This window comes from Sulfitobacter sabulilitoris (assembly GCF_005887615.1).
Lineage (GTDB): Bacteria > Pseudomonadota > Alphaproteobacteria > Rhodobacterales > Rhodobacteraceae > Sulfitobacter_E > Sulfitobacter_E sabulilitoris.
Map to the genome: position 1 here is coordinate 142444 of NZ_VANS01000005.1, position 16991 is coordinate 159434.

The following is a 16991-nucleotide window of genomic DNA, read 5'->3' on the forward strand; positions in this document are numbered from 1 at the left end:
AGTCACATAGGGCGCGCATCAAAACCCGCAACCGGGCGTCTCGTGGGCGCCAAACCGACGAGGAGCGCCAGACATGGCCCAAATCTCTCTCACCTTTCCCGATGGCAATGCGCGCGATTACGACGCGGGCGTCACCGCGGCCGAAGTGGCCGAAAGCATCTCGAAATCCCTGGCCAAGAAGGCGATCAGCGCAACCGTGAACGGCGCGCATTACGATCTGGCCTGGCCGATCGAAGCGGATGCGCAGATCGCCATCCACACCATGGCCGACGAAGCGCAGGCCAACGAGCTGGTGCGCCACGATCTGGCGCATATCATGGCCCGCGCGGTTCAGGAAATCTGGCCCGACACCAAGGTGACCATCGGCCCGGTGATCAAGGACGGCTGGTACTACGACTTCGATCGAAAGGAGCCCTTCACCCCCGAAGACCTGGGCCTGATCGAGAAAAAGATGAAAGAGATCATCAACAAGCGCGATCCGGTCCGCACCGAGGTCTGGGACCGCGCGCGCGCGATCAAGCATTACGAGGACAACGACGAGCCCTACAAGGTCGAACTGATCGACGCCATTCCGGGCGACGAGCCGTTGCGCATGTACTGGCACGGCGACTGGCAGGACCTGTGCCGCGGCCCGCACCTGCAGCACACCGGCCAGGTGCCCGGAGACGCCTTCAAGCTGATGTCGATCGCGGGCGCCTATTGGCGCGGCGACAGCAGCCGCGCGATGCTGCAGCGCATCTACGGCGTGGCCTTCACCGGCAAGGAAAAGCTGCGCGCGCACCTCAACATGCTGGAGGAGGCCGCCAAGCGCGACCACCGCAAGCTGGGCCGCGAGATGGACCTGTTCCATATGCAGGAAGAGGCCCCCGGACAGATCTTCTGGCACCCCAACGGCTGGATGATCTACACGCAGTTGCAGGACTACATGCGCCGCAAGCAGCGCGCGGGCGGCTACCGCGAGATCAACACGCCGCAGGTCGTCGACCGCAAGCTGTGGGAAGCCTCGGGGCATTGGGACAAATACCAAGAGCACATGTTCATCGTCGAAGTCGAGGAGGAGCATGCCAAGGAAAAAGCGGTCAACGCCCTGAAACCGATGAACTGCCCCTGCCACGTGCAGGTCTTCAACCAGGGTCTGAAATCCTACCGCGATCTGCCGTTGCGGCTGGCCGAATTCGGGTCGTGCACCCGCTACGAGCCGTCCGGCGCGCTGCACGGGATCATGCGGGTGCGTGGTTTCACGCAGGATGACGCGCATATCTTCTGCACCGAGGACCAGATCGAGGCGGAATGCGCGCGCTTCATCAATTTCCTTGCCGAGATCTACGCCGATCTGGGGTTCGAGAATTTCGAGATCAAATTCGCCACCCGTCCCGAGCAGCGTGTCGGATCCGACGAAAGCTGGGATCACGTCGAGGGCGCGCTGGAAGCGGCGATCAAGGCCACCGGCCGCGCCTTCACGCTGGAGCCGGGCGATGGCGCGTTCTACGGACCCAAGCTGGACTTCTACCTGACCGATGCGATCGGGCGGGTCTGGCAATGCGGCACCTTCCAGGTTGATCCCAACCTGCCCGAACGGTTGGGGGCGACCTATATCGGCGAGGATGGGGCCAAACACCGCCCCTATATGTTGCACCGCGCGACGCTGGGCAGTTTCGAGCGGTTCATCGGCATCCTGATCGAGGAACACGCGGGCAAACTGCCGTTCTGGCTGGCCCCGCGGCAGGTCGTCGTCGCCTCCATCACGTCGGAGGCGGACGACTACGTGCATGAGGTCGCAGCCGGGCTGACCGCCGCGGGCGTACGCGCGCAGGTGGACGTGCGCAACGAAAAGATCAACTACAAGGTCCGCGAACATTCGGTCGGCAAGGTGCCGGTGATCCTGGCCGTCGGCGCGCGTGAGGTGGAAGATCGCACCGTGTCGGTGCGGCGCCTGGGCGACAAGCAGACCTCCGTTCAGCCGCTCGACGCGGTCACGGCGGCGTTGGGGCGCGAGGCGACACCGCCCGACCTTCTGTAACAAAGCGCACCGAAACCATGCGTCGGGCCCCGAAAACGGGGCCTGGCTGCAATAAACCGCCCAATTTCCGCGTCTTTCCGATGCCCCGTTCTGACATGGATGTGACACACAGGTCCGTGAATGGTATGTTACCGTCATGCAGACCTATGATTGTTTCACATCGACTGTCAGTGCATCACACAAAGGAAACCAGAATGTCTAACACGTTGAAAACCGCCGCGATTGCAGGTGCCGTAGCCGCCGCGATGACAGCACAGGCGACCCCCGCCGCCGCTGCCTCGATGGAGAAATGCTATGGCGTGTCGCTGGCGGGCGAAAATGACTGCGCGGCGGGCCCCGGCACGACCTGCGCCGGGACATCGGTGACCGACTACCAGGGCAACGCCTGGACGTTGGTCGAGGCCGGAACCTGCGAAAGCATCGAATTGCCCGAGATGGCGGACGGCTCCGAGCGCAAGGGATCGCTCGAGGCGCTGGACCGCGATCTGCCGGCCTGAGAAAACTGACGCGACCGTCTGAACAGCGACCTTCGGGGGCGAACGCGCGCCCCCGGAGCACCCAACGCCGCGACCGCCCGCGGGATGGCACGCCAACAGGCACAGCGCCCAAATCCAAGGGGATCGCGCATGCTCGACACGCCCCCACGTTTTGACCCGCTGCCCGCAGCGCCCGGAGTCGGCTACAAACCCCAGCATTACAGCGACCTGATGGCCGACCCCGGCCCCGTCGCCTGGATCGAGATTCACGCCGAGAATTACATGGGCGACGGCGGTCGGCCGATCGCACAATTGCGCCACCTGACCGAACGCTTCGCCCTGTCGGTGCATGGTGTCGGGCTGAGCATCGGCGGCGACGGCCCGCTGGACGGCGCGCATCTGGAAAGACTCAAACGGCTGATTGAATGGTCGAAACCGGCGAGTTTTTCGGAACATTTGGCGTGGTCGACCCATGGGGCCGAGTTCCTCAACGATCTGCTGCCTTTGCCCTATACCGATGACACGTTGACCCGCGTGGCCGATCACATCGACCAGGTGCAGCACACGCTGGGCCGCCGGATGCTGCTGGAAAACCCCTCGAGCTATCTGAGGTTTGCGCAAAGCACCTGGTCGGAAACCGATTTTTTGTCCGAACTGGTGCGCCGAACCGGCTGCGGCCTGCTGCTGGACGTGAACAACGTCTTTGTCTCGGCCAGTAACCTCGGCTATCGCCCGCGCGATTATATAGATGCCTATCCGCTTGATGCTGTTAGTGAAATCCATGTTGGCGGCCATGATGAGGATCACGATGCACAGGGCAATCCGCTGCTGATCGACAGCCACGGCACGCCCGTGGTCGATCTCGTCTGGGCCTTGCTCGACTACACGCTGGCCAAGACCGGGCCCAAGCCCGTTCTCGTGGAATGGGACAACGACGTGCCGCCCTGGCCGACCCTGCGGTCCGAAGCCGCCCGCGCCGCGCGCCACCTTGCCCCGACAGTGCGATGACGGTCGAGCAATCCCAGTTTCGCGCGGCCCTGCTGGACCCGCTCCAGCCCGTTCCGGACGATCTTCTTGGCCCCGACGGGCGCCCCGGAACCGACCGGTTTTCCGTCTATCGCAACACGGTCACGGTGTCGTTGCGCGACGCGCTTGGGGTGGCCTTTCCGCTGGTGGCCAAGCTGATCGGCCCGCGGAATTTCCGGCCGCTGGCACTTGACTATGCGCGGGCACACCCCCCGACGTCGCCCCTGATGATGCATTATGGCGCGTCCTTTCCCGAATATTTGGCCGGGGTCGCGGCGCTGTCGCACATCGGATACCTGCCCGATTGCGCGCGGCTGGACCTGGCGATGCGCAGATCCTACCACGCCGCCGACGCGACACCGCTGAGCCAGGCCCGGCTGGCGATCGACACACCAGGCCTGATGGCTCTGCGATTGGCCCTGATGCCCGCCACGCAGGTGATCCGGTCGCAATGGCCACTGCATGACATCTGGGCGTTCAACTTCGTGCCGGATGCGCCCAAGCCACGCGCCGTGGCGCAGGATGTGCTGATCACCCGCCCCGAATTCGACCCCGCGCCGCACCCACTGCCCCCGGGCGGGGCGGCCTGGCTTGACGCGCTGGGCCGTGGCCAGCCCTTCGGCGCGGCACATGACGCGGCCGTTGCCGACACGCCCGGTTTCGATCTTGCCCAAACGCTGGCGCTGGCGCTTTCGACCTCTGCGCTGGCGGATGCTCCCCCGCAAAAAGGACTTATGAATGAATAGCCTCGTCTCACTCCACCACGCTGTATCGGGCCGGCTCGACCGCGCCGATTGGCTGCTTTCAACGCTGGCACGTGTGGTGTTTGCCGGGGCGCTCGTGATGTATTTCTGGGTGTCGGGACTGACCAAGCTGGGCGACGGTCTGGCGGGGCTGATCAACCCGTCGGTGGGCGCATATGTGCAGATGTTTCCGCGCGTCATGGAAAGCGTCGGCTACGACAGTTCGCAACTGGGCGTGATCTACCGCCTTATTGCGATCGCGGGCACATGGGCGGAATTCATCCTGCCCGCGCTGATCGTGGTGGGGCTTTTGACGCGGCTTGCGGCGCTGGGGATGATCGGCTTTGTCGCCGTGCAGTCGCTCACCGATTATTACGGTCACGGTCAGGTCGCCGAACTCGGGGCCTGGTTCGACCGGTTTCCGAATGCGCCGATCCTGGATCAGCGCGCGTTCTGGACTTTTGTCTTGCTGGTGCTGGTGATCAAGGGGGCCGGGCCGTTGTCGTTTGATCGTGCGCTGTCGCGCAGCAGGCTCTCCGCCTAGCCAAGCGCGGCCTGCGTCTCCTTGCTCCAGCCCAAATACATCTTATCCGCGTCAACGATCAGCGGACGTTTCATCAGCGTCGGGTATCGCATCAGCAGCTCTTTTGCCGGGCGCGCACGTTCGTCGGCGTCCAGACCGCGCCACGTGGTGGACCGCGTGTTGACCAGATCGGCATCAAACCGCTGCAACGCGGCGTCCAGTACATCCTCCGGGACACCTTCGGCCCGCACGTCGACAAGGCTGGCATCAGGCAAGGATTTCAAGGCCTTGCGGCACGTATCACAGGTCTTGAGGCCGTAAAGATGCATATTATTTTCCCATTTTCAGCGGTTCGCGCTTAGGTATTTCCGCAATCCGCCTGCTTTTGCTTGATTTTTTCAACAGTTGAGCGATTCTACCATTAAGGGTCGTCACGCAGGTTCCCCCACTGCGCAAGATCCTTAACCACCCCAACCGTGTGACAATTCTTCACGCGGCAAGCAAGGCAAAAGGAGGCACGGACATTATGCCCAACGGCACCGTGAAATGGTTCAATACAACCAAAGGATATGGCTTTATCGCCCCGGAAAACGGCGGCAGTGACGTATTTGTGCACATCTCGGCGGTCGAAAGGTCGGGGCTGACAGGACTGGCGGACGATCAGAAGGTCAGCTTCGAACTTACCGAAGGGCGGGACGGTCGCCAAATGGCAGGCGACCTCAAACTGCTCTAGCTGCGACTTTATTTTAACGCGACCAGACACGTGGCTTCCGGCTCGGACAGCGCTTTCCGGGCCGGAAATCATCCCATTATCAGGCGCTTAGTCGTATGTGCAGCCCTTGGTGCCAATCGGGCACTCGGCCTGCGCCCGCGGCGCTGCGTGGCGTTTCGGCGCGGGGTGGGCCATCACCTGCTGGTAGGTCATCGACTGGTTCGGAACCCCGCAACAGATCACGCCGCCGATGGTGACCGGACGCAGGCCCGTGGGGCAATAGTTTTCCGCGCTGGGATAGGCGTAGATCTTGGCGCTTTGCGCCAGTGCGGGTGCCGTCGTGACCGTCATCAACGCCAACCCCGCCAGCGCCCCTAGTGTAATCCGCATGTGATGCCTCTTTTTTACAAATGTCCTGAATTGTGTCGAAAGAGTGGCGGCAGCACAAAGCCGAGTCCAGTGCTTTTCGAAAATGGAAACACTGTGTTTCCAGTGTATTACAGCTTTGCGCCGGACAGGGTCGCGTCAAGCGCCGCGTACCCGCGGAACCGGATGCGCCCGCCGTGGGTGCGGGCGGTGATCGCGAAATCGGGATGGCGGCGCAGGAACCGGTCGAGCGCGATGCGCCCTTCCATCCGTGCAAGGGTCAGACCGACGCAAACATGCGGGCCACCGGCAAAGGCCAGATGCCGGTTGGGATGGCGGGTGATGTCAAATTCTGTCGGGTTATCAAAGACATCCGGATCGCGATTGGCCGCGCCGATGCACAGGTGCAGGTTTGCACCCGCCGGAATGGCGACCCCGCGCAGGGTGACGGCGGCGGTGGTTTCGCGGTTGCCGAGCTGGTTGGGGGACCGGTAGCGCAAGACCTCCTCCACCGCCGCATTCATCAGGGTTGGATCGGTGACAAGCTTTTGTTTTTGCTCGGGATAATCATGCAGCAAGGCGAGGCCGCTGCCGATGAGATTGGTGGTCGTCTCGTGGCCCGCGTTGAGGATGAAGATGCAGTTCTGGATCAGCTCGATTTCCGACAGTTGGCCGGTGTCGTCACCGGCGATCAGGCGGGTCAGAACGTCGGTTTCCGGGTCGCCCGGCGCGGCACGGCGGCGTGCGATAAGGTCTTGTAAATACGACTTGAATTCGATCACGGCGGCGTGGCCAAGGGCCAGTTGGTCATCGGTCAGCGTGGGTTCGAGCGCGCCGAGAATGGCGAGGGACCAGTCGCGCAGGGGCGCGCGTTCGGACCGGGGCACATCGAGCAGGTTCCCGATGATCTGGATCGGAATTTGGGCGGCGAATTCTTCAATCAGATCAGTGTGTTGCGGCATCCGGTCGAGCAGGCGATCGACGGTGTCGATCAACCCCGGCTCCATCCTCGCCAGCGCCTTGGGAGTGAGGGCCGATGTCATGATGCGGCGCACGCGGGTGTGCAGGGGCGGATCGTTGAACACAAGGGATGTGGTGTGATGTTCAAAGAGCGGGGAGCCGGGACCGAACTTGGGTGCAAAGGATTGTTTTTTATCGGAAATATAGGTGGTCGTGTCGCGGTATACGGCACTGAGATCGGCATGTTTGGAGACCAGGAACGACCCGTCAGGCTGCGGGCAGACGGGGGCGTCGCGCAGCAGGTGGTCATAGTGCGGAAAGGGATTTTCGATGAAATCCGCAGGGGGATTGGCGAGGCTGAACATGGGGCGAGTTTAGCACCGGATCGGCGGAGCGCACGGGGTATTAAACATCGGTTTGCGGATCGGCGGCGGCGCGATGGGCGGGGAAACTGTACGCATTGGCGGGGCGATCCGTACAGATTTGGGCGCATGGATGGGGCCGGTTTCGGGGCGTTCCGCGCGGATCGGGACAAATTTGGGGTGGATTTTGTACAGATGCGCGATGCGGGCGGCGGCGCGGGGTGATCCGGGGTTAATTTCGGCCATTATGCCGCAGGGTCGCCCCCTGCCCCCGGCAACGCCCGGCAACGGATGCGGGGTCACGCGAGGGGGTGAGGACCGGTCCGGCGGAGCCGGATTGAACAGTCCGGGGGACTGTTCAAAGGTCCGAACGCGGATTGCGCAAGCAATTCGCCGGGGATGCAAAGTAAAGCCTCAATTCGGAACGCCGCGCCCGAACCGAGGGGTGGGCGAGAAGCGCCCGCCCCGTGGGGGCGGTTCGGGCGCTGCCCAATCGGAGATTGGGCATAAAAACTTAGTGATTACGAGAAGTTCAGATTCTTGCCAAACTATCCTTCTGAGCGTAGTTTTGCCCAAACCACTCTATTGCAAGTAAAACAATTAGCACGCATATTCAGAATTCAAATCAGCAAATACAACTAAGGGAACATTCGAATGCCCGATTTTTCAGAAGGTGATCGCGTTCAAATCAAATCTGGAGGTCCAATTATGACCGTCGAAAGCGTCGATGGGGATAGCGTTCACTGCATTTGGTTTCAAGGAAAATCTCCCAATCAGTCCATCGCTAGAGACACCCTTTCCAAAGCTGTAATCTCCCTTTAAAAACCTACCTCATTCATCGGCGTAGTCTGACAATCACTACTCGGGTCTATAATTTATTTTTAGAGACAACTCGGACATCGCATAGTGAACGAATTGCTGCCCAAGTGCGGTTAGTTCGTATCCCTCTTCCCTATCGAAGGCGGACACAGTCGCAGTGCCTGGCCCACCACGCTTTTTCGGCGCTTTCTTAATGAAGTTACCTTTGTAGTCAGTTTCGCGATGCTGCCGGATAATCGAACCCATAGAAAGGTCTCTGATAAGAAGCTTAAAAAGGTCGGCGTCTGCCGAGCTCTCTGGAACGCTTTCGCGCCCCACTTTTTCCCATATCTCACCTCTAGAAATTCCATCCGAATTGTATATCGCAGCGATTACCTCAAAGTGAAATGGCGAGTAAGTGCTCAGCCAATCAATAAATAAGCGGACCACATCATCGCTGCTCACCCTAGAAGAGGCAGCATTAGAAAGCAGATTTCGCAGTAGCTGTCTTTTTGTTTCACTTTCGGCTGCCGGCCACTCACGAAAGCTCTTTTTCAGCAGACTTTGGAAAGACTCTGACGTAATTCTTTTCCCAATTTCTTCATTGTGCATGTCCACTCGGGACATGATCTCGACAATGGTTTGCTCCTTTTCTCGAATTTCGTCATGAACCATTTCTATCCAACTTCGAAGGAATTCGTTGGCTTTCTGTTCCTCCTGCTCCCCCCAGTAGCCTGCTGCGGCAGAAAACAAACCACCGGCAAACGGAACAGCACCAAGCGTATTTAGTACTGCACGTCCGGCCTTTCCTCTCTTAGAGGCTGGGATTTGCGGAACAGAACCGGACTTGTCATCGTCATCATTCACCGCAATACCCCCTCAAATTCCCGCCATTCCCCCTTGCTCATCCCTGAATTCTCCTGCGTCACCTCTTCCCCCTTGAGCATCCGGCGCAGGCAGTCCAGCGCCTTGCCCGACAACGTGGCACCCCCCAACCGATAATCCTCGAACGCGCTGTAGGCGGCGGGCACCCAGTCGGCGACCACCTTGCAGATCGTGTCGGCGTAGACGCGGATCTCGTATTGGGCGTGGGCGTCGGCGCGCAGGCGCAGGAAGTGGAAGAGGTTGTGCAGATCGACCTTCCAGTACCACTGGGTGTAGATGTTGGACGGCAGGTTCATCCGCGCCAGTTCGCGCGCGAGGCCGTCCTGGGGCGCGCCGTCGGGCCCGGTTTCGCCGATCATCTGTTCGTAGTGGTCATAGGCGCGGTTGCTGTCGGCCTTGAGGATGTCGAGCACGCGGGCGGCTTCCTCGCCCTCGAGCACGCCGCCGCGGCCCTGGTTGTTGACGACCGATTGCGCGTTCACGTGTTCGGGCGCGGGAATATAGAATTCGCGGTCGAGGATCGAATAGCGGGCGGAGTATTCGTTGACGTTGGCGGTGCGGTGGCGGATCCACTGGCGGGCGACGAAGACGGGCAGTTTGACGTGCAGCTTGATCTCGCACATCTCGAAGGGGGTGGAGTGCCAGTGGCGCATGAGATAGCGGATCAGGCCTTCGTCGTTCTGGACGGATTTGGTGCCCTTGCCGTAGCTCACGCGGGCGGCCTGGCAGATGGCGGCGTCGTCGCCCATGTAGTCGATGACGCGGACGAAGCCGTGGTCGAGCACGGGATGGGCGGTGTAGAGATGCGCCTCCATCCCCGGGGCGGTGGCGCGCAGGGTCTGGACGGGGGTGCGGCGAAGTTCGTCGATTTCGGCCTGCTGCTCTGGGCTGATCGGCATGGGTGCGAATCCTCTGGGTCGGAAAGGTCAGACTCACACTTTATCTAGTGCGACGCCTCGCGTGAACCGCAATATCAGGGTTACGCATCGGCCACGGTTGTCCACTTTTCAGGATGGTTTGCGTTGACTTTGTGTGCGTTTCCCCAAAAGGTGGCGGCAATTAAGAAACCATTCATAAGGTTTGACAGGCATGACCCGATTTTATCTTTCCGTCGCCGCGCTGGCGATCGTGGCCGCATGCAGTGGCGGCAACCCCTTCGAGGACAATGCGGAGGAACCATCTGGCGGAGGGGAGACCCCCACGACGGGAACGCCGACGACCGGCACGCCGATCACCGGCGAGGGCCTGCCGCCGGGCACCACCTCGCCCACGGCGGAGCTGGGGATCTTCCGGTCCGAGGCGCGGTCCGAGGAGGATGCGACCAACGGCAACGGGTTTGCCAACGAGATCAGATACAACGCGGCGAACGACACCTTCGAGGTCAACAACCTGGCGTTCGATGGCGGCAACGTCTATCAGCGCGGCAACCCGGTGGGCAGCCTTGGGCCCTATTCGGTCTACGAGGCGGACCAGCAGTTTCCCGACAGCGTGACGGCGGATCCGATCAACCAGTTCACCCACCGCGCGATCTATGGCGTGAGCCGCGATTCCAATGCAGCCGGTGTGCCCAACACGCGGTTCGCGATCGTGCGGACGGGCGCCTATGTTCCCTACGGTTTCGGCGGGTTCATCTATCAGCGCGAAGGCGGCGTGACGCTGCCTGAAACCGGCCAGGCCCAGTTCAGGGGCAAGACGGCCGGCCTGCGCGATTTCGACGGTGCCGGCGGATTGCAGTATTCGACATCCGATATCGAGATCGCGGTGGATTTCAACGATTTCGACCAGGTGACGGGCGGACGCGGCGACGGCGTGAAGGGCACGCTGAGCAACCGGCGTGTGTTCGACATCAACGGCAACGACATCACCTCGCAGGTGGTGGGCAATATCAACAGCGAAAACACGGCGAGCCTGTCGTCGCTGCCCAACGCCTTTTTCACCGTCGGTCCGAACGTGCTGGACAACAACGGCGAGATCGTGGGCGAGTTGACCAGCACGTTCGTCAACGACCAGAACGTCGCGGTGAACTACGAGGAAGGCAAGTATTACGCGATCATATCGGGCGATACGCCGAACGAGATCGTGGGCATCCTTGTGACCACCAACACCGCCGAATTCCAGGGCGTGACCGTGCGCGACACCAGCGGTTTCATCGTTTATCGGGACACGGCGCAACTTCCATGATCGACCCGAGGGTCACGGCGGGACGTGTCGCGGCGCTTTGCTTCGGGCTGGGCGCCGCCACGCTGGTCGCGGCCCAGACGACGCAGCTTTCGCCGGATCAGATGCGGGCGGCGGCCGCCGAAACCCTGAGAAGCGGTCAGCCGGCCGTGGCGCAGGGCTATGCCGATGCGCTGGTCGCGCGGGACGCCACCGACCTGACGGCGCATCTTATCTTGTCGCGCGCGCTGCGCGATCAGGGCGATTATCCGGCGGCCAGATCGTCGGCGCGCACGGCGTGGTCGCTGGCGCAGACACCGGCGCAGAAATATTCAAGCGCGCTGGTGATGGCGCAGGCGCTGGCATCGGCGGGGCAGCGTACACGCGCGCAGCTTTGGTTGCGACGGGCGGTGCAACACGCCCCCAACGACACCCTGGCCGCCCGCGCAAAGCGCGATTTCCGCTATGTCCAGCAGCGCAACCCGTGGCGCACCGACCTCAGCTTTACGCTGGCGCCGAATTCGAACATCAACAACGGCAGCGCGCGCGATACCTCGTTCCTGAACTACCGGATCAGCGAAATCCTGTTCGGTCAGCCGGTGGAATATTCCCTGGATGGGGCGGCACAGGCGCTGTCGGGGCTGGAGTTCGGCGGCGGGCTGAGGACGCGCTATCGCTTTGACCAATCGGCCACCCATGCGCAGGATCTGACATTTTCCGCCGATTACCGCAGCTTTGCGCTGAGCGATGGCGCCAAGGCGCAGGCCCCCGGCGTGTCGGGATCGGATTTCGCCTATGGCACCGTGAGCGTCGGCTATGCCTTCGAGGCCCGCAACCTGGAGGGCAAGGGCACATTCGCGCTGGGTGCCGACCTTGGACAATCGTGGTACGGCGGCGCCCGCTACGCCAGCTTTCACCGGCTGCGCGCGGCACAGACCTTTCACCGTGAAACGGGGTCCCAGGTCCGGCTGAGCGCGGACCACGAATGGCAGACCGGTCAGGCCACGAACGACGTCGATACGCTGCGCGGAACGGCGGCGTGGATCGGGCGGCGGCCGAACGGCAATCAGGTGCTTGTGTCCTTCGGCCTTGGCGCGGCCAGTTCGCCCAATGCGGATTCGGAATATACCGGCGCCACGGTCCAGACGGCGCTGGCGCTGGCCCGGCCGGTGATGGGGGCGGCGGTGCAATTCGGTCTGGGGCTGGAGTTCCGCGACTATGACACGTCGCGCCATGATCCGTCGGGCCGCGAGGACGCCAAGATCGCCGCCGATGTGACCGCGACCTTCAAGAGCATCGATTATTACGGGTTCAACCCCAGCGTGACCTTGTCGGCAAGCCGCACGGACAGCAATATCGGGCTGTTCGACACCACCCGGTTCGGGGTCAGTCTCGGGATCCGCTCCGCCTTTTGAGGCGGCGACGGGTCGACAGCGCCGCCAGATGCATTAGCTTGCTGTCAGACTGCGGAGCGTATGCCGCACCAGAGATGACACAGACAGGAGCATCACCATGCCCATCAAATATCTTCACACCATGGTCCGCGTGAAAGACCTGGAGAAATCGAAGGCTTTTTATGAATTGCTGGGGCTGAAGGAACGGCGCCGCATCGAAAACGAGGGCGGGCGGTTCACGCTGGTGTTCATGTGCCCCCCCGGTCAGGACGACGGCCATGCGGATGTCGAGCTGACGTATAACTGGGACGGCGACGACGCCCTGCCCGACGACAGCCGCCATTTCGGGCATCTCGCCTACACGGTCGATAACATCTACGACACGTGCAAGATGCTTCAGGACAACGGCGTGACGATCAACCGTCCGCCGCGCGACGGCCGCATGGCGTTCGTGCGCTCGCCCGACAACATCTCTGTCGAGTTGTTGCAGGAAGGCGATGCCCTGCCCCCGCAGGAGCCGTGGGCGAGCATGGAAAACACCGGTCACTGGTAAGGCGCGACCTTGGGACACTCGCTTAGCATCGCAGTGGGGCTTGCCGTCGCGCTGGCCCCGACCCTGGCCCAGGCCGCGCCGCAATGCCGTCTGGCGCTGGTGATGGCGATGGATGTGTCGAGTTCGGTCGACAGCGAGGAAGACCGGCTGCAACGCGGCGGGCTTGTGGCGGCCCTGACCGCGCCGGAGGTCCGCGAGGCGTTTTTCGCCTCTGACCTGCCGGTGGCGCTGGCGATCTACGAATGGTCGGGGCGCTACAACCAGGAGCTTTTGCTGGACTGGACGATGATCGACAGCCCGCGTGCATTGGTCGAGGCGGCGGAAACGGTGGCCGCCAGCCGGCGCAGTCACAATGACTTCCCGACCGCGATGGGGTATGCGCTGGGGTATGGCGCGGGGGTTCTGTCGCGCGCGCCGCAGTGTTTGTCAAAGACGCTGGACATGGCGGGCGACGGGCAGAACAACGAAGGTTTCGGCCCGGCCGCGGCCTATGCGGAATTTCCGTTCGCCGATGTCACGGTGAACGGGCTGGTGGTGAATGCCGCCGATTACGAGGCCGAGGTCGGCCTGATCGCGTTCTACAAGGGCCAGGTGATGCGTGGCCCCGGCGCCTTCGTCGAAGTGGCGCAGGGGTTCGACGATTACGAGCGCGCGATGCGCCGCAAGCTTGAGCGGGAGCTGGCCCCGCCCGTCCTGGGCATGGACGAGGCCCCCGCGCCGGCCCCCAAGGGATGAAGCTGCGCGCGGCCCTGGCGGTGCTGCCGATGGTCATGGTGCTGGCAGCGCCCGCGCAGTCGGCCTGCCGGCAGGCGCTTGCGCTGGGTCTGGATGTCTCGGGTTCGGTTGATCTGCGCGAGTACCGCTTGCAGATCGACGGGCTGGTGGCGGCACTGGGCGCGCCCGATGTCGCGGCGGCGCTGCTGGCGACGCCCTCGGCTCCGGTGTCGATCATGGTCTATGAATGGAGCGGCCCGGCGGACCAGGCCATTCTTGTGCCCTGGACGGCCGTGACCGATGCCGCCGCACTGGCCGGCGTGCGCGACACGCTGAGCGCCACGTGGCGGCGCGAGGCGAGCCCCGGCACGGCGCTGGGGGTCGCGATGACGCTGGGCGCGCGGTATCTGGACGAGCAATCGGACTGCTGGAAGCGCACGCTGGATATTTCGGGCGACGGGACGTCGAACCTTGGGCCACGGCCCCGCGACGTCAAAGACCGGATCGGCGCGCGCGGCATCACGATCAATGCGCTGGTCATCGGGGCGGATGCGCCCGCCACCGGCGACCGCCGACAGGCCGAGATCGGCGAGTTGTCGTCGTACTTCCGCGCCGAGGTGATCGTGGGGCCGGACGCCTTTGTCGAGACCGCGCTTGGCTTCGAGGGCTACGCCGAGGCGATGACCGCCAAGCTCAAGCGCGAATTGGAGGGCATTGCGCTGTCGCTGGCGCGCTGATGCCCCCCCCACCTGCCGGTGCCGCGGCCGGCCCGTCAGTAGATATAGCGGATCTGATCGCTCCAGTAGCGTTCCATCCGTTTCAGGGAATGGGTGATTTCGCCGATCCCGTCGGGCCCCAGAACGCCCTTGTGTTCCAGCCCGTCGGCATGGCGCGAGAACAGGCCGGCGACCACATCGCGGATGCCCTGCCCCTTCGAGGTCAGTCTGACCCGTACCGACCGGCGGTCCACCTCGCAGCGCTGGTGGTGCATGTAGCCCATGTCGACCAGTTTCTTGAGGTTGTAGCTGACGTTGCTGCCCTGGTAGTAGCCGCGGCTTTTCAGTTCGCCCGCCGTGACCTCGTTGTCGCCGATGTTGAACAGCAACAGGGCCTGAACCGCGTTGATCTCCAGCACGCCGACGCGTTCGAATTCATCCTTGATCACGTCCAGCAGCAGGCGGTGCAACCGCTCCACCAACGACAAGGCTTCCAGGTAGCCCACCATGAAGCCCTTGCCGGCTGTCACGTGGATAGGGTCTTGAATGCTCATATTCATGCTCCGACTCGCTCTGCTCGAAGCAGCAAACTGGGCCGGAAAGCCAAATATTCGGTTAAATTAGGCTTTTTCCTGCGAACGGTCGCTCAATTGTCCGGAAATATCCGAAATCAGCGCGCCGTAAGGATCGGGCGCGGGCGCCTGACCGGTCACCCACAGATAGAGATCGTGGTCGTTTTCGTTCAGCAGCGCGTCATAGGTCGCAAGGCCCGTGTCCGCCATCGCGTCAAGGTTGCGGTCGGCGTAGTCCGACAGGATCAGGTCCATTTCCTTGATCCCGCGGCGCATCGACCGCATTTTCAGCCGCTTGATACGGTGGTCATGCCGTTCGGTCATTGTGCGTCTTCCTTGATCGCCGCGCGCAGTTTCTTTTCGAAGCGCGCCATCTGTTCGGCCCGTGCGACCATGTCGGCACGCATGTCGCGCAACTCGACCAGCAATTCCTTCGCCGTCTCGGGCAGGGCCGCGGTGTCTTCGGGGGCGCTCAGCCCCTGGCCCTGGCCGTTCATCAGCCATGTCATCGATACGTTGAGCAGCCCGGCCATCATCGACAGGCGGTTGGCGCGCGGCTCCGACAGGTCGTCCTCCCATCCGCGCAGGGTCGCCAGCCGCACCCCCAGCCGCTTGGCCAATTGCGCCTGGCTCATGCCCGCGGCCTCGCGCGCGGCGGCGACGCGGTCGCCGAAGGTTGCCGTTTCAGGTCCGTACCAATTGTCGCTCTCGTCCATCATTCGTGTCACTCCTGCGTCGTTGATCGTGCTTGATCGGGCGCCATGCCCATCCTATGAGGGTCGCCGTAGCCCTATCATACCGAGGCCAAGATGGAACTCCTGTCCAAGACACTTTCGCGCGTGAAACCGTCCCCGACCATTGCGGTCACCACCAAGGCGGCGGACCTCAAGGCGGCGGGGCGCGATATCATCGGCCTTGGCGCGGGCGAGCCGGATTTCGACACGCCGCAAAACATCAAGGATGCCGCCGTGGCGGCCATCGCCTCTGGAAAGACCAAGTATACCGCAGTGGACGGAATTCCAGAGCTAAAACAGGCCATCTGCGAAAAGTTCAAGCGCGACAACGGGTTGGACTATCGTCCGTCGCAGGTCAGCGTCGGCACCGGCGGCAAGCAGATCCTGTACAACGCGCTGATGGCCACGCTGAACCCCGGCGAGGAAGTGGTGATTCCCGCGCCCTATTGGGTCAGCTATCCCGACATGGTGCTGCTGGCGGGCGGCGTTCCGGTGATCGCCCCCGCGACGCTGGAGCAGGATTTCAAGCTGAGCCCCGAGGCGCTGGAGGCGGCGATCACGCCGCGCACCAAATGGCTGATCTTCAACTCGCCATCGAACCCCACGGGCGCGGGGTATTCCCGCGACGAGCTGAAGGGACTGACGGATGTGCTGATGCGCCATCCGCATGTCTGGGTGATGAGCGACGACATGTACGAACACCTGGCGTATGACGGGTTCGAATTCTGCACGCCCGCGCAGGTCGAGCCGCGGCTGTACGACCGCACGCTGACGGTCAACGGGGTCTCGAAGGCCTATGCGATGACCGGCTGGCGCATCGGCTATGCCGCCGGGCCCGAAACCCTGATCGGGGCGATGCGCAAGATCCAGTCGCAATCGACGTCGAACCCCTGCACCATCAGCCAGTGGGCGGCGGTCGAGGCGCTGAACGGCACGCAAGACTACATCGCGCCCAACAACGAGATGTTCGTGCGGCGCCGCAACCTTGTGGTGTCGATGCTCAACCAGATCGACGGCGTCGTCTGTCCCACGCCGGAGGGCGCGTTCTATGTCTATCCCTCGATCGCGGGGCTGATCGGCAAGACCTCGGCGGGGGGGGCGGCGATCACCGATGACGAGGCCTTTGCGACCGCGCTGCTGGAGGAGACCGGCGTGGCGGTGGTGTTCGGCGCGGCCTTTGGTCTGTCGCCGAACTTCCGGGTCAGCTATGCCACGTCGGACGCGGCGCTGAAGGAGGCCTGCACGCGGATCCAGACCTTCTGCGCCGGGCTGACGTGACA

The 16991-nt window shown here is 62.8% G+C and carries 21 protein-coding genes; 13 read left to right on the plus strand and 8 right to left on the minus strand.

Translation table 11 applies throughout. From position 1 onward, the window contains the following. Window positions 1-73: 73 nt before the first annotated feature. From thrS to FDT80_RS16570, 5 genes are all read left to right on the plus strand, one after another. Window positions 74-2020, plus strand: a complete 1947-nt coding sequence (thrS, locus tag FDT80_RS16550) for a threonine--tRNA ligase (RefSeq protein WP_138663436.1) — start codon at window positions 74-76, stop codon at window positions 2018-2020. A 194-nt stretch (window positions 2021-2214) separates the two neighbouring features. Further along, on the plus strand, window positions 2215-2517 hold the full coding sequence (locus FDT80_RS16555) for a BufA1 family periplasmic bufferin-type metallophore (protein ID WP_138663437.1): 303 nt from the start codon (window positions 2215-2217) through the stop codon (window positions 2515-2517). Between the two features lie 129 nt (window positions 2518-2646). Further along, window positions 2647-3504, plus strand: coding sequence for an MNIO family bufferin maturase (gene bufB / locus FDT80_RS16560; protein ID WP_138663438.1), 858 nt, complete (start codon window positions 2647-2649; stop codon window positions 3502-3504). After that, window positions 3501-4268 (plus strand): HvfC/BufC N-terminal domain-containing protein, encoded by a 768-nt coding sequence (locus FDT80_RS16565; protein WP_138663439.1) that lies wholly within the window; start codon window positions 3501-3503, stop codon window positions 4266-4268. Before bufB ends, FDT80_RS16565 begins: the two co-directional genes overlap by 4 nt. Next, a complete protein-coding gene (locus FDT80_RS16570; RefSeq protein ID WP_138663440.1) occupies window positions 4261-4809 on the plus strand; it encodes a DoxX family protein in 549 nt (182 codons plus the stop codon). The genes FDT80_RS16565 and FDT80_RS16570 overlap by 8 nt, the downstream gene beginning before the upstream one ends. Here the strand turns inward: FDT80_RS16570 and FDT80_RS16575 are convergent. Beyond that, the gene (locus FDT80_RS16575) at window positions 4806-5117 is read right to left on the minus strand and encodes an arsenate reductase family protein (RefSeq protein WP_138663441.1); all 312 of its coding nucleotides are present in this window, start codon (window positions 5115-5117) and stop codon (window positions 4806-4808) included. The genes FDT80_RS16570 and FDT80_RS16575 overlap by 4 nt on opposite strands. A gap of 197 nt (window positions 5118-5314) precedes the next feature. Here FDT80_RS16575 and FDT80_RS16580 point away from each other — a divergent pair, with 197 nt between their 5' ends. Beyond that, window positions 5315-5521 (plus strand): cold-shock protein, encoded by a 207-nt coding sequence (locus FDT80_RS16580; RefSeq protein WP_138663442.1) that lies wholly within the window; start codon window positions 5315-5317, stop codon window positions 5519-5521. 87 nt (window positions 5522-5608) lie between these two features. Here the strand turns inward: FDT80_RS16580 and FDT80_RS16585 are convergent, their stop codons facing one another. Further along, complete coding sequence (locus tag FDT80_RS16585; protein ID WP_170311913.1) at window positions 5609-5890, minus strand: hypothetical protein; 282 nt, start codon at window positions 5888-5890, stop codon at window positions 5609-5611. Window positions 5891-5997: 107 nt separating this feature from the next. After that, entirely contained in the window at window positions 5998-7191 is a 1194-nt protein-coding gene (locus FDT80_RS16590; RefSeq protein ID WP_138663443.1) for a cytochrome P450, read from the minus strand. Window positions 7192-7842: 651 nt separating this feature from the next. Here FDT80_RS16590 and FDT80_RS16595 point away from each other — a divergent pair. Next, window positions 7843-8010 (plus strand): YodC family protein, encoded by a 168-nt coding sequence (locus tag FDT80_RS16595; RefSeq protein ID WP_281278399.1) that lies wholly within the window; start codon window positions 7843-7845, stop codon window positions 8008-8010. Window positions 8011-8046: 36 nt separating this feature from the next. On the opposite strand, the gene FDT80_RS16600 is transcribed toward FDT80_RS16595, so the two are convergent. After that, entirely contained in the window at window positions 8047-8853 is an 807-nt protein-coding gene (locus FDT80_RS16600) for a hypothetical protein (protein ID WP_138663444.1), read from the minus strand. Further along, entirely contained in the window at window positions 8850-9770 is a 921-nt protein-coding gene (thyX, locus tag FDT80_RS16605) for an FAD-dependent thymidylate synthase (RefSeq protein WP_138663445.1), read from the minus strand. Before thyX ends, FDT80_RS16600 begins: the two co-directional genes overlap by 4 nt. Before the next feature lie 190 nt (window positions 9771-9960). On the opposite strand from thyX, the gene FDT80_RS16610 reads away from it, so the two are divergent. From FDT80_RS16610 to FDT80_RS16630, 5 genes are all read left to right on the plus strand, one after another. Next, entirely contained in the window at window positions 9961-11052 is a 1092-nt protein-coding gene (locus FDT80_RS16610; protein ID WP_138663446.1) for a hypothetical protein, read from the plus strand. After that, window positions 11049-12443 carry a surface lipoprotein assembly modifier gene (locus tag FDT80_RS16615; RefSeq protein WP_138663447.1) on the plus strand — a complete coding sequence of 465 codons (1395 nt, stop codon included), beginning with the start codon at window positions 11049-11051 and terminating at the stop codon, window positions 12441-12443. The genes FDT80_RS16610 and FDT80_RS16615 overlap by 4 nt, the downstream gene beginning before the upstream one ends. Window positions 12444-12540: 97 nt before the next feature. Then, window positions 12541-12975, plus strand: coding sequence for a VOC family protein (locus FDT80_RS16620; protein ID WP_138663448.1), 435 nt, complete (start codon window positions 12541-12543; stop codon window positions 12973-12975). A gap of 9 nt (window positions 12976-12984) precedes the next feature. Continuing rightward, entirely contained in the window at window positions 12985-13710 is a 726-nt protein-coding gene (locus FDT80_RS16625) for a DUF1194 domain-containing protein (RefSeq protein ID WP_425472035.1), read from the plus strand. Next, window positions 13707-14426, plus strand: a complete 720-nt coding sequence (locus tag FDT80_RS16630; protein ID WP_138663449.1) for a DUF1194 domain-containing protein — start codon at window positions 13707-13709, stop codon at window positions 14424-14426. The genes FDT80_RS16625 and FDT80_RS16630 overlap by 4 nt, the downstream gene beginning before the upstream one ends. A 35-nt stretch (window positions 14427-14461) precedes the next feature. On the opposite strand, the gene FDT80_RS16635 is transcribed toward FDT80_RS16630, so the two are convergent. The 3 genes from FDT80_RS16635 to FDT80_RS16645 form a co-directional block, all read right to left on the minus strand. Continuing rightward, the gene (locus FDT80_RS16635) at window positions 14462-14959 is read right to left on the minus strand and encodes a MarR family winged helix-turn-helix transcriptional regulator (protein WP_138663450.1); all 498 of its coding nucleotides are present in this window, start codon (window positions 14957-14959) and stop codon (window positions 14462-14464) included. Between the two features lie 66 nt (window positions 14960-15025). Further along, complete coding sequence (locus tag FDT80_RS16640; protein ID WP_138663451.1) at window positions 15026-15301, minus strand: succinate dehydrogenase assembly factor 2; 276 nt, start codon at window positions 15299-15301, stop codon at window positions 15026-15028. Continuing rightward, complete coding sequence (locus FDT80_RS16645) at window positions 15298-15693, minus strand: helix-turn-helix domain-containing protein (RefSeq protein WP_138663504.1); 396 nt, start codon at window positions 15691-15693, stop codon at window positions 15298-15300. Before FDT80_RS16645 ends, FDT80_RS16640 begins: the two co-directional genes overlap by 4 nt. 93 nt (window positions 15694-15786) lie before the next feature. Between FDT80_RS16645 and FDT80_RS16650 the strand changes: the two genes are divergently transcribed. Next, the gene (locus FDT80_RS16650) at window positions 15787-16989 is read left to right on the plus strand and encodes a pyridoxal phosphate-dependent aminotransferase (RefSeq protein ID WP_138663452.1); all 1203 of its coding nucleotides are present in this window, start codon (window positions 15787-15789) and stop codon (window positions 16987-16989) included. The last annotated feature ends 2 nt before the right edge of the window (window positions 16990-16991 follow it).

Bases quoted from the DNA above. Each gene is read 5' to 3' on its own strand.
- thrS (WP_138663436.1), top strand. From the start codon at position 74: ATGGCCCAAATCTCTCTCACCTTTCCCGATGGCAATGCGCGCGATTAC.
- FDT80_RS16555 (WP_138663437.1), top strand. From the start codon at position 2,215: ATGTCTAACACGTTGAAAACCGCCGCGATTGCAGGTGCCGTAGCCGCC.
- bufB (WP_138663438.1), top strand. From the start codon at position 2,647: ATGCTCGACACGCCCCCACGTTTTGACCCGCTGCCCGCAGCGCCCGGA.
- FDT80_RS16565 (WP_138663439.1), top strand. From the start codon at position 3,501: ATGACGGTCGAGCAATCCCAGTTTCGCGCGGCCCTGCTGGACCCGCTC.
- FDT80_RS16570 (WP_138663440.1), top strand. From the start codon at position 4,261: ATGAATAGCCTCGTCTCACTCCACCACGCTGTATCGGGCCGGCTCGAC.
- FDT80_RS16575 (WP_138663441.1), bottom strand. From the start codon at position 5,117: ATGCATCTTTACGGCCTCAAGACCTGTGATACGTGCCGCAAGGCCTTG.
- FDT80_RS16580 (WP_138663442.1), top strand. From the start codon at position 5,315: ATGCCCAACGGCACCGTGAAATGGTTCAATACAACCAAAGGATATGGC.
- FDT80_RS16585 (WP_170311913.1), bottom strand. From the start codon at position 5,890: ATGCGGATTACACTAGGGGCGCTGGCGGGGTTGGCGTTGATGACGGTC.
- FDT80_RS16590 (WP_138663443.1), bottom strand. From the start codon at position 7,191: ATGTTCAGCCTCGCCAATCCCCCTGCGGATTTCATCGAAAATCCCTTT.
- FDT80_RS16595 (WP_281278399.1), top strand. From the start codon at position 7,843: ATGCCCGATTTTTCAGAAGGTGATCGCGTTCAAATCAAATCTGGAGGT.
- thyX (WP_138663445.1), bottom strand. From the start codon at position 9,770: ATGCCGATCAGCCCAGAGCAGCAGGCCGAAATCGACGAACTTCGCCGC.
- FDT80_RS16610 (WP_138663446.1), top strand. From the start codon at position 9,961: ATGACCCGATTTTATCTTTCCGTCGCCGCGCTGGCGATCGTGGCCGCA.
- FDT80_RS16615 (WP_138663447.1), top strand. From the start codon at position 11,049: ATGATCGACCCGAGGGTCACGGCGGGACGTGTCGCGGCGCTTTGCTTC.
- FDT80_RS16620 (WP_138663448.1), top strand. From the start codon at position 12,541: ATGCCCATCAAATATCTTCACACCATGGTCCGCGTGAAAGACCTGGAG.
- FDT80_RS16630 (WP_138663449.1), top strand. From the start codon at position 13,707: ATGAAGCTGCGCGCGGCCCTGGCGGTGCTGCCGATGGTCATGGTGCTG.
- FDT80_RS16635 (WP_138663450.1), bottom strand. From the start codon at position 14,959: ATGAGCATTCAAGACCCTATCCACGTGACAGCCGGCAAGGGCTTCATG.
- FDT80_RS16640 (WP_138663451.1), bottom strand. From the start codon at position 15,301: ATGACCGAACGGCATGACCACCGTATCAAGCGGCTGAAAATGCGGTCG.
- FDT80_RS16645 (WP_138663504.1), bottom strand. From the start codon at position 15,693: ATGGACGAGAGCGACAATTGGTACGGACCTGAAACGGCAACCTTCGGC.
- FDT80_RS16650 (WP_138663452.1), top strand. From the start codon at position 15,787: ATGGAACTCCTGTCCAAGACACTTTCGCGCGTGAAACCGTCCCCGACC.